The 10,574-nt window shown below is 70.7% G+C and carries 10 protein-coding genes; 6 read left to right on the top strand and 4 right to left on the bottom strand.

The window, feature by feature from the left end:
• The first annotated feature begins 57 nt into the window (after positions 1-57).
• The gene (locus I5G_RS09420) at positions 58-549 is read left to right on the top strand and encodes a peptide deformylase (RefSeq protein WP_022878837.1); all 492 of its coding nucleotides are present in this window, start codon (positions 58-60) and stop codon (positions 547-549) included.
• Positions 550-644: 95 nt separating this feature from the next.
• Here the strand turns inward: I5G_RS09420 and I5G_RS09425 are convergent, their stop codons facing one another.
• A complete protein-coding gene (locus I5G_RS09425) occupies positions 645-2,471 on the bottom strand; it encodes a long-chain fatty acid--CoA ligase (protein ID WP_022878838.1) in 1,827 nt (608 codons plus the stop codon).
• 160 nt (positions 2,472-2,631) lie between these two features.
• Between I5G_RS09425 and I5G_RS09430 the strand changes: the two genes are divergently transcribed.
• Genes I5G_RS09430 through I5G_RS09440 form a run of 3 tightly spaced genes read left to right on the top strand, consistent with a single transcriptional unit; the run spans position 2,632 to position 5,630 of the window.
• On the top strand, positions 2,632-3,567 hold the full coding sequence (locus tag I5G_RS09430; RefSeq protein ID WP_022878839.1) for an ROK family glucokinase: 936 nt from the start codon (positions 2,632-2,634) through the stop codon (positions 3,565-3,567).
• A 2-nt stretch (positions 3,568-3,569) separates the two neighbouring features.
• Complete coding sequence (locus I5G_RS21630) at positions 3,570-4,283, top strand: 1-acyl-sn-glycerol-3-phosphate acyltransferase (RefSeq protein ID WP_022878840.1); 714 nt, start codon at positions 3,570-3,572, stop codon at positions 4,281-4,283.
• 9 nt (positions 4,284-4,292) lie between these two features.
• A complete protein-coding gene (locus I5G_RS09440) occupies positions 4,293-5,630 on the top strand; it encodes a class II 3-deoxy-7-phosphoheptulonate synthase (protein ID WP_022878841.1) in 1,338 nt (445 codons plus the stop codon).
• A gap of 50 nt (positions 5,631-5,680) precedes the next feature.
• On the opposite strand, the gene pknB is transcribed toward I5G_RS09440, so the two are convergent.
• Positions 5,681-7,627, bottom strand: coding sequence for a Stk1 family PASTA domain-containing Ser/Thr kinase (gene pknB / locus I5G_RS09445; protein ID WP_022878842.1), 1,947 nt, complete (start codon positions 7,625-7,627; stop codon positions 5,681-5,683).
• 54 nt (positions 7,628-7,681) lie between these two features.
• Complete coding sequence (locus tag I5G_RS09450) at positions 7,682-8,662, bottom strand: LysM domain-containing protein (RefSeq protein ID WP_022878843.1); 981 nt, start codon at positions 8,660-8,662, stop codon at positions 7,682-7,684.
• Positions 8,663-8,801: 139 nt separating this feature from the next.
• Here I5G_RS09450 and I5G_RS09455 point away from each other — a divergent pair, with 139 nt between their 5' ends.
• Entirely contained in the window at positions 8,802-9,146 is a 345-nt protein-coding gene (locus I5G_RS09455; RefSeq protein WP_022878844.1) for an Rv2175c family DNA-binding protein, read from the top strand.
• 70 nt (positions 9,147-9,216) lie between these two features.
• Here the strand turns inward: I5G_RS09455 and I5G_RS09460 are convergent, their stop codons facing one another.
• Entirely contained in the window at positions 9,217-10,308 is a 1,092-nt protein-coding gene (locus I5G_RS09460) for a polyprenyl synthetase family protein (protein ID WP_022878845.1), read from the bottom strand.
• A 65-nt stretch (positions 10,309-10,373) separates the two neighbouring features.
• On the opposite strand from I5G_RS09460, the gene I5G_RS09465 reads away from it, so the two are divergent.
• The coding region (locus tag I5G_RS09465) for a DUF3040 domain-containing protein (RefSeq protein ID WP_022878846.1) at positions 10,374-10,574 on the top strand (201 nt) is incomplete at its 3' end.

Genomic DNA, 10,574 nt, shown 5'->3' on the forward strand with positions numbered 1-10,574 from the left:
CGCGCGCGAGCTCGCCGCGGCCGTCGTGGAGGGCCTGCGCGTTCCGGCGGCCGTGGCATGACGGTTCGCCCGATCCGCCTGTTCGGCGACCCCGTCCTGCGCGCCCCCAGCGCGCCCATCGAGGAGATCGACGACGGCATCCGCGCCCTGGTCCGCGACCTCGTCGACACCGTCGAGCCGCCCGGCCGTGCCGGCGTCGCCGCGCCGCAGATCGGCGTGGGACTCCGCGCGTTCAGCTACAACATCGACGGCGACATCGGGTACGTGCTGAACCCCGTCCTGGTCGAGACGCGCGGCGAGCCCGAGCTCGTGGGCGAGGGATGCCTCTCCGTCCCGGGCCTCTGGCACGACGCGCTGCGCTACCCGTGGGCGAAGGTCGTCGGCATGGACCTCGACGGCAACGAGGTCGTGCTCGAGGGCGACGGCTTGCTCGCGCAGGCGTTGCAGCACGAGACCGACCACCTCGACGGCAAGCTCTACCTCTCGCGTCTCCCCGCCGAGACGCGCCGCGAGGCGATGCGGCAGATCCGCGAGAGCGACTGGTTCTGACCGGCATCCTGCCCTGAGACAGGGGATGCCATGAGAACGGGCCGATCCGTGAAGGATCGGCCCGTTCTCGTTCCGGCGCGCGTTCTCGCGGCCCGTCAGGGCAGCGACACGTTGGTGGTGTTGATCGGCACCGCGTAGATGTCTTCGATGGCGTCGGCGAAGTCGCTGACGATGACGTTGCGCTTGATGCTCATCTTGGGCGTCAGGTGCCCGCTCGCCTCGGTCCACTCGGTTGGGAGGATCGTGAACTTGCGGATGGATTCCGCCCGCGAGACGCGCGTGTTGGCGCGGTCGATCGCGCTCTGCACCTCCGCGCGCACCTTCTCGTTCGTCGCCGCCTCGGTGAGGGACATGTCGGCCGGCAGCCCGTTGTTCGCGAGCCACGTCGGCAGCATCTCGGTGTCGAGGGTCACGAGCGCCGAGATGAACGGCTTGTGGTCGCCGACGACGACGACCTGGCCGACGATCGGGTTGGCGCGGATGGGGTCCTCGAGCGCGGCCGGCGCGACGTTCTTGCCGCCGGCGGTGACGATGATCTCCTTCTTGCGCCCGGTGATGGAGAGGAACCCGTCGGAGTCGAACGCGCCGATGTCGCCCGTCTTGAACCAGTCGCCGTCGAACGCCTCGGCCGTGGCCTCGGGGTTGCGCCAGTACTCGGAGAAGACGTTGATGCCACGCACCTGGATCTCGCCGTCGTCAGCGAGGCGCACGCTCACGCCCGGCAGCACGGGGCCGACGGTGCCGATCTTGGACTTCGTCGCGAGGTTCACGGTCGCCGGGGCCGTGGTCTCGGTGAGGCCGTAGCCCTCGAGGATCACGACCCCGAGGCTGCGGAAGAAGTGTCCGAGCCGCGGGCCGAGCGGAGCGGACCCCGACACGGCGTAGACGATGCGGCCGCCCATCGCCTCGCGGAGCTTCGAGTACACGAGCCGGTCGAACAGGGCGAACTTGATCTTCAGGAGGAGCGGGATCGACTTCCCCTGCTGCTCGCGCTCGGAGTGCTCGACGGCGGCCGCGGCGGCGGCGCGGAAGATCTTGCCCTTGCCGCCCGCCTCGGCCTTCTGCTCGGCCGAGTTGTACACCTTCTCGAACACGCGCGGGACGGCCAGGAGGAAGGTCGGCTGGAAGGATCCGAGCGCCGGGAGCAGCTGCTTGGTGTCGGGCTGGTGGCCGGTCTTCACGCCGGCGTGGACGTTGAGCAGCGAGATGAAGCGGGCGAACACGTGCGCGGTCGTGATGAACAGCAGCGTCGACGCGCCCGGCGTCTCGACGACCTCGTGCAGCGCCTTGGCGGAGTTCCGGGCGAGTTCGACGAAGTTGCCGTGCGTCAGGACGCAGCCCTTGGGGCGGCCCGTCGAGCCCGAGGTGTAGATGAGCGTGGCGATGTCGGAGCTGTTCGCGATCGCGCGGCGGCGGGCGATTTCGGCATCCTCGATCTCCTTCCCGCGGGAGACGAGGGCGTCGAGGTCACCGGCGTGCATGGCCCAGACGTCGCGCACGAGCGGCAGGTCGCTGCGCACCTCGTCGAGGCGCTGACCGTGCTCGGGTGACTCGACGACCGCGGCGATCGCGCCCGAGTCGGAGATGATCCACGAGATCTGCGAGGGCGAGCTCGTCTCGTACACCGGCACCATGACCGCGCCGGCATAGAACAGCGCGAAGTCGACGAGCGTCCAGTCGTACGTGGTGCGGGCGATGAAGGCGACCTTCTCACCGGGCTGGATGCCGGCGGCGACGAAGCCCTTCGCGAGGGCGATGACCTGCTGCTCGAAATCGCGCGCCGAGACCTCGCGCCAGCCCGAGCCGTCGGGCACGGCGAACAGGGCCCGGTCGGGCGTGGCGGCCACGCGCTCGGCGAGCAGATCGGAAACGTTCGCGGTCGGATCGGCGGGGACGACGGGGGCATGGTCGAACTGGATCACGGCAACTCCTTTGTGTACCGGAAAGAGCGTTCAGCGGTCCATCGAGTCTAGTCGTAGGTTCCGACCGCGCCCCGGGCGCGCCGGGCGGTCCGCGTCGTCGCGCGCCGATGGCTAGACTGCTGCGGGCCGAGCCGCGGGGCGGGCCGAGAAGGGGAGTGCGGTGCTCAACATCGGTATCGACATCGGCGGCACGAAGATCGCCGGCGGGGTGGTCGACGAGAACGGCGCGATCGTCGAGAAGCTCCGGGTGGACACCCCCATCGATCCCGTCGCCCTCGTGGATGCCGTCGTCGACATGGCCGAGCACCTCCGGCGCGGCCACGACGTCCACGCCATCGGCGTCGCCGCGGCCGGATTCATCAGCCGCGACCGCAGCACCGTCATCTACGCGGCCAACATCGATTGGCGCAACGAGCCGCTCCGCGCGCGGCTCGAGGGCCGGCTGAACACGCCGGTGACGATCGAGAACGACGCCAACGCCGCGGGCTGGGGCGAGTACCGCTTCGGCGCGGGCCAGGGCGTCCGCGACATGGTCATGCTGACGATGGGCACCGGCGTGGGCGGCGCCGTCGTCACCAACGGCGAGCTGTTCCGCGGCGGCCACGGCATCGGCGCCGAGCTCGGCCACCTGCGGTTCGTGCGCGGCGGGCACCCGTGCGGGTGCGGACAGAACGGATGCCTCGAGCAGTATGCCTCGGGGCGCGCGCTGCAGCGAGAGGCCAACGCCATCGCGGACGAGGGCGGCATCGGCGCGGCACTGGCCGCGGTGCGCGCCGAGAAGGGCGCGATCCCCGGCCCCGCCGTGTCGCGTCTCGTCCTCGCGGGCGATCCCGGAGCCCTCGAGGCCCTGCGCCGGGTGGCCACCGCCCTCGGCGAGGCGTGCGGCGGATTCCAGGCCGTCCTCGACCCCGAGCTCTTCGTGATCGGCGGGGGAGTGGCGCAGCTCGGCGACGACCTCCTCGTCCCGGTGAAGCTCGCGTACGAGACCTCTCTTCCGGGGTACGGTGAACGTCCGGTGGCCGAGTTCACGATCGCGCGACTGGGCAACGACGCCGGTCTCATCGGGGTCGCCGACCTCGCGGGGATGGAGCGCTGACGATGTTCTACTGGCTCATGAAGTACGTGGTCATCGGACCGGTCATCAAGGCCGTGTTCCGCCCGTGGATCGTGGGCCGTCGCAACATCCCGCGCGAGGGCGCGGCGATCCTCGCCAGCAACCACCTGTCGTTCTCGGACTCGATCTTCCTGCCGCTCATGATCGACCGCCGCATGGCGTTCCTCGCCAAGAGCGACTACTTCACCGGCAAGGGACTGAAGGGCTGGGCGACGCGCCTGTTCTTCACCGCCACCGGCCAGCTCCCGATCGACCGCTCCGGCGGCAAGGCGTCCGAGGCATCCCTCAACACCGGTCTCGGGGTGCTCGGGCGCGGCGAGCTGCTCGGCATCTACCCCGAGGGCACGCGCAGCCCCGACGGTACCCTCTACCGCGGCCGTACGGGCATCGCGCGCATGGCGCTCGAGGCGCGCGTGCCGGTGATCCCCGTCGTGATGGTCGACACCGGCGCGGTCATGCCCATCGGCCAGCGGCTTCCGCGCGTCGGACGCGTCGGGATCGTCATCGGCGAACCGCTCGACTTCTCTCGGTTCCAGGGCATGGAGGGCGACCGCTACATCCTCCGCTCGGTCACGGACGAGATCATGGTGGCGCTGCAGCGCCTCGGCGAACAGCGCTACGAGGACGTCTACGCGTCGACGGTGAAGGACCGGTTGGCCAGTGCCCAGGCGGCGAAGGCTCCCGCGGCCCGCCACTAGACTTCAGGGGTGAATCAGCAGCTCCACGACCTCGACCACTGGCGGACCCTGCCCATCAAGCAGCAGCCCCAGTGGTATGACGAGGCCGCTGTGGCCGCGGCATCCGCCGAATTGGCCACCCTCCCTCCGCTCGTCTTCGCGGGCGAGGTCGACATCCTCCGTGACCGTCTCGCTCGGGCCGCCGCCGGTCAGGCGTTCCTCCTGCAGGGCGGTGACTGCGCCGAGACGTTCGCCGGCGCGACCGCCGAGCAGATCCGCAACCGCATCAAGACGGTGCTCCAGATGGCGGTCGTCCTCACGTATGGGGCGTCGATGCCCGTCGTGAAGATGGGCCGCATGGCGGGGCAGTTCGCCAAGCCCCGCTCGAGCGACACCGAGACCCGCGGCGACGTGACGCTGCCCGCGTACCGCGGCGACATCGTCAACGGCTACGACTTCACCGAGGAGTCGCGAAAGGCCGACCCCGCGCGTCTGCTCAAGGGCTACCACACGGCCGCGTCGACCCTGAACCTCATCCGCGCCTTCACGCAGGGCGGGTTCGCCGACCTCCGCGAGGTGCACAGCTGGAACAAGGGCTTCGCGAGCAACCCGGCCAACCAGGCGTACGAGAGCATGGCGACCGAGATCGACCGCGCCATCAAGTTCATGGAGGCCGCCGGCGCCGACTTCGACGAGCTGACGCGCGTCGAGTTCTACACCGGCCACGAGGGTCTGCTCATGGACTACGAGCGCCCGATGACCCGCATCGACTCGCGCACGGGCCTCGCGTACAACACGTCGTCCCACTTCCAGTGGATCGGCGAGCGCACGCGCGAGCTCGACGGCGCGCACGTCGACTACTTCTCGAAGATCCGCAACCCGATCGGCGTGAAGCTGGGCCCGACGACGACGCCCGAGACGGCGCTCGCCCTCATCGACAAGCTCGACCCCGAGCGCGAGCCCGGCCGCCTCACGTTCATCACGCGCATGGGCGCGGGCAAGATCCGCGACGCCCTGCCGCCGCTGCTCGAGGCCGTGCGCGCGTCGGGCGCGACGCCCCTGTGGGTCACCGACCCGATGCACGGCAACGGCATCACGACGCCGACGGGCTACAAGACGCGGCGTTTCGACGACGTCGTAGACGAGGTCCGCGGGTTCTTCGAGGCGCACCGCCAGGTGGGCACGCACCCGGGTGGCATCCACGTCGAACTGACCGGCGATGACGTGACCGAGTGCCTCGGCGGCTCCGAGATGATCGACGAGGCCACCCTCGCGACGCGCTACGAGAGCCTGTGCGACCCGCGCCTCAACCACCGTCAGAGCCTCGAGCTGGCGTTCCTCGTGGCCGAGGAGCTCGAGAACCGCTGAGCCGAATCGGATGACGCCCCCGACCGCACGGTCGGGGGCGTCACTCGTTTCTAGAGTGTGGGTGTCAGGGTGACCGTGCTGCCCTGCGGCGCCATGGTCCCGGCCTTGGGGTTGGTGGAGCGCACCTTGTAGATGTCCCAGTACTTGAAGCCGAGAGGGAGCGTGCCGTCGTCGATGCCGGCGTTCACGTCGAACCCGAGGCCCTTCAACGTGTTGACCGCCTCGCGGATCGTCATGCCGACGACGTTCTCGGGGATGAGGACGGGCTTCGGTCCGATCGAGACGTTGAGCGTGACGGTCTCGCCGGGGCGCCAGTTTCCGCCGCCCTCGCGGTCGTTGATCCCGATGACCGTGCCCGAGGGGACGGAGTTGCTGTACTGCTCCGACGTCTGCGTCTTCAGCTGCACGTCGCTCATCGCTTTCTCGGCCTGCGCCTGCGTGAGTCCGGCGACTTCGGGGATCGGTCCGAGGGAGACGACGAGTGCGGCCGCGTCGTTCTCGTGCACGGTGCAGCCCTTGGTGCAGTCGATCGCGTCACCGCCGGCGCGCGGGGTCACCGATGCTCCGAGCACGGTCCCCGCGCCGGCATCCGTGAACTCCTGCGTCGTCCCGGACACGCCGATGTAGGCGGACTCCAGGATGCCGTTGACCTCCTCCGCGCTCTTCCCCGCGAGCTCGGGCAGGTCGTGCGACGCCGGTCCGATCGAGACGTAGACGGTGACGACCGTGCCCTTGTCCAGGCGCGTGTTCACCACGGGGTCCGACCCGACCGTCGTCCCCGCCGGGATCTCGCGGTCATTGACCTCCTGCTGCGTGGCGGCGAGCTGCTCCTGGGTGAGCAGGGTCTCGGCATCCGCGTAGCTCATGCGCGAGACGTCGGGCACGGCGACCAGGGAACCCGGACCCGAGCCGAACCACCAGCCGGTTCCCGCCGCTCCCGCCGCGAGCAGCAGGACGAGCGCGAACAGCCAGATCCCGCGGGTCGTGCGTCGGCGCGTGCGCTGACGCAGACGCGTCGCGTTGTCGACGTCGTCGACGGGCACGGACGGGGCCACCGCCGTCTGCGGCAGCACCTTGGTGAGCTCGCGCGATTCGGACGCGCTCGCGGTGACCGTTCCGACCGAGACGGCGCGGGCGACCTGGGGCGCGAGCCCCAGCTCCTTCTCGATCTCGCGCAGGCGCGCGAGCATGGCGCCCGCGTCGAGCGGTCGCTCCGCGGGCTCCCGCTCGGTGGCCCACAGGACGAGCTCGTCGAGCTGTTCGGGAACGCCGGAGTTCTTCGCGCTCGGCCGCGGGACGGAGTCGGTGGCGTGCTGGTAGGCGATCTGCATGGGCTGCTCGCCCTTGTACGGCTGCTCGCCCACGAGCATCTCGTAGAGCATGATGCCGAGCGAGTAGATGTCGCTGCGGGCGTCCGCCGTTCCCCGCGTCACGAGCTCGGGCGCGAGGTAGGCGATCGTGCCCATGAGCTGCGCGCCGCTCGCGGTGTTCGCGGTGGTCGCCCGGGCGAGGCCGAAGTCGCCGATCTTGATGCGGCCGTCCTCGGCGAGGAGCACGTTCTCCGGCTTGACGTCGCGGTGCACGATGCCGGCCCGGTGGGCGGCTGCGAGCCCCGAGAGGATGGCATCCATGATCGTCAGGGTCTGATCGACCGTGAGGCGCTTGTGCTCGCGCAGGAGTTCGCGCAGCGTGATGCCCGGCAGGTACTCCATGACGAGGTACGCCATGTCCCCGTCCTGGCCCTGGTCGAAAACCTTGACGACGTGCGGGTCGGACAGGCGCGCGGCCGACCGGGCCTCCTGGATGAACCGGCTCTGGAACACGGTGTCGTCGCTGAGGTGGCCGTGCATGACCTTGAGCGCGACCCGTCGTTCCAGACGCAGGTCGGTCGCGACGTACACGGTCGCCATGCCGCCACGCGCGATGCGCGCACGGACCCGGTATCGACCGTCGACGAGACGGCCGATCAGCGGGTCGGCCTGCTGACTCGTGCTCACGGGTCGAGTCTACGGAGCGCCCCCTGTGAGGCCGGGGAGCGGCTCACCTTCGCATCAGCCGAGAACGGACAGCCAGACGGATGCCGCGGACTCCCACTGCGCGTAGCGATCGGGGTACGCGGAGATCTGCACCGCCTGCGCGGCGTCGGCGTACGCCATGCCCTCCCAGCCCGGGATGTCGAGGAGGCCGCGGGTCGTCGTGCCGTTCGGGTCTCCCGCGCCGCCGTAGAACACGCGGGTCGCGCGCTCCCGGTCGAGGATCTGCTCGGGGGAGCCCCAGCCGCTGCTCGGCCGCTGCTGGAACAGGCCGAGCGAGTCGCGGTCGCCCCAGTCGAGGTTGCGCAGCCACGACTCCTGCATCGCCGTGCCGAGGGCGATCGCGATCCCACGGTCGGAGACGCCCAGTTCCCGGCCGATGCGGATGATGAGGCGGGCGTTGTCGGACTGCTCGGCGTCGAGCCCGGGAGCCGTCGCCGGTGCCGTGGATGCCACGCTCGCGGTGGCCGCGGCCGCGCCGGGCGCGGGGACGTCCAGCGTCTGGCCGGGGTAGATGATCGACGCCCGGGTCAGGCCGTTCGCGGTCAGGACCGCATCGATGGAGACGCCGTGGGCGGACGCGATCGCGGAGACGGTGTCGCCCGGGACCACTTCGTGGGTGCGGGCGGCAGGGATCGGTGACGGGGCGGGAGCCGCCTCCGCGGCGACGAGCGCGAGTACCTGGCCGGGGCGGATGACGCTCCCGGCATCCAGGCCGTTCGCGGCGAGGACGGCGCCGGTGTCGAGGCCGTGCGCGCGGGCGATCGCCCACACGGTGTCACCGGGCTGCACGGTGTACGTGGAGGCCGCGGGGACGGCCGTGAGCACGGGGAGGCCGAGCGTCCGCGGCGCGGGTGGGACGGCGGCGAGCGCGGGCGCGGGCGGCGCCGCGTGCGCGGCGTTCTCGCCCGACAGGGCGAGCGCGATCGTGCCGGCGACCGCGGCGGGCCAGACCGTCAGGGCGCGCGGGCGCGCGAGAGGAGCAGGGAGTCGTCGCATGGTGGGGGATCCGTTCTTCCGACTGCCCGCCACGGTCGCACGGTGCGGGACGGATGTCAACGCGTGAGGCGCCTGTGACGGATGTGACGGACGGTCCTGGGGCGTCGTTCCGACGGCCGCGGGATGAGATAGTGGCAAGGTGACCGACACGCCCCGCTTCCCTACCGAATGGCTGACGCTCCCCGACCTCGTCGACGTGCTGGGGGAGCCGCTCGGACGCGTCCGCCGCCTCCTCGACGAGAACTACCTGGTCGGTTCGCGTCGGGACGGCGTGCTGCGTGTTCCCGCGGTGTTCATCGTCGACGGTCGCCCGCTTCCGTCGCTGCGCGGCACCATCATCGTGCTCCACGACGCGGGGTTCGACGCCGACGAGACGATCGACTGGCTGCTCACGCCGGAAGAGACCATCGGGGTCGCCCCGATCGAGGCGCTCCTCGCGGGGCGCAAGAGCGAAGTGCGCCGCGTCGCGGCCACGCTCGCCTGAGCGCCTGAGCGCCTGAGCGCCTGAGCGCCTGAGCGCCTGAGCACTCGCCCGAACTCGGGCGGAGGACGCCTCAGGACGTCCGCTGCGTGGCGGCGCGCGCGAGCGCGCGCAGTTCCTCGACCGCTCCGGCCCCGAGTCGCGCGCCGTCGAGCGCCTGCTCGGCCCGGCGCTCGTATTCGGCGATCAGTTCTTCCGTCCGGGCGAGAGCGCCCGTGGCGACGATCGTCTCCTGCAGATCGCGGATGCGCGTGGCATCCAGGGTCCGATCCCCGAGCATCGCGTCGAGGTCGGCACGCGCGTCGTCGGGGAGTGCCTGCCGTGCGTACGCGACGAGCACCGTGCGCTTGCCCTCGCGCAGATCGTCGCCGGAGGGCTTGCCCGTGACGGCGCTGTCGCCGAAGACGCCGAGGACGTCGTCGCGCAGCTGGAACGCCATGCCGATGTCGTGTCCGAACCGGCCGAGGGCGTCGAGCTGAGCGTCGTCGGCACCGGCGAGAGCGGCCCCGATCTGCAGCGGCTTCTGGATGCTGTAACGCGCCGACTTATAGGACGCGACGCGCAGCGCGCGATCGGCGTGGTCCTCGTCCGCGTGGACGGCGTAGGCCGATTCCTCCGCGACGTCGAGGAACTGCCCGATCGTCACGTCCCGACGCATGTGCGCGTACTGCCGCCGGGTGGCCGCCGCCGTGGCGACGCCGTCGAGCGATTCCTCGAGCAGGTCGTCGCTCCACGCGACGAGCAGGTCGCCGAGCAGAATCGCGGCGGAGCGCCCGAAAGCCTCGGAATCCCCGGCCCAGAGCGCATCCGTGTGCACCGTCTGCAGTGCCCGATGAGCGGCGGGCTGTCCGCGCCGGGTGTCGGAGTTGTCGATGAGGTCGTCGTGCACGAGGGCCGCCGCCTGGAAGACCTCGAGGGCGGCGGCGACGCCGATCGCAGCGGCGTCGGGGGCGGTCGAGGCGGTGTCGGAGATCTCCTCGACGGCGCGGCGCCCGGTGAGGAGGAAGCGGGCGCGGAGGCGCTTGCCTCCGCGGAGCGAGGAAGCGCCCGCGCGTGCCATCTTCTCGGCCTCTTCCCCCAGGCCGGAGGCGTACGATATCTGTTCAGATACGAACTTGTCGAGTCGCTGAGAAACAGCCTCGATCGGTTCCGGGGAGGTCGGCACGGGCCTAGCCTAGTGATCCTCGCCCCGCGTAGAATCGACCGTACTCAGCAATAGAGGGGGAAGGCATGCCACTCTCCGAACAGGAGCAGCGTCTGCTGGACGAGATGGAGCGCCATCTCATGAGTAACGACGCCGACGTCGTCACGGCCCCCAGTCGCGCGCTCAGCTACCGCAACATCGTCCTCGGCTCGATCCTCGTGCTCGCCGGTCTCGGTGCTCTCATCGCGGGCGTCTCGATCGGATTCAACACCGGGTCCTCGGCTCGC

The sequence above is a fragment of the Microbacterium sp. B19 genome (genome assembly GCF_000333395.1).
Lineage (GTDB): Bacteria > Actinomycetota > Actinomycetes > Actinomycetales > Microbacteriaceae > Microbacterium.

Coding starts and splice junctions, on each gene's coding strand:
- I5G_RS09420 (WP_022878837.1), top strand. CDS start 58: ATGACGGTTCGCCCGATCCGCCTGTTCGGCGACCCCGTCCTGCGCGCC.
- I5G_RS21630 (WP_022878840.1), top strand. CDS start 3,570: ATGTTCTACTGGCTCATGAAGTACGTGGTCATCGGACCGGTCATCAAG.
- I5G_RS09450 (WP_022878843.1), bottom strand. CDS start 8,662: ATGCGACGACTCCCTGCTCCTCTCGCGCGCCCGCGCGCCCTGACGGTC.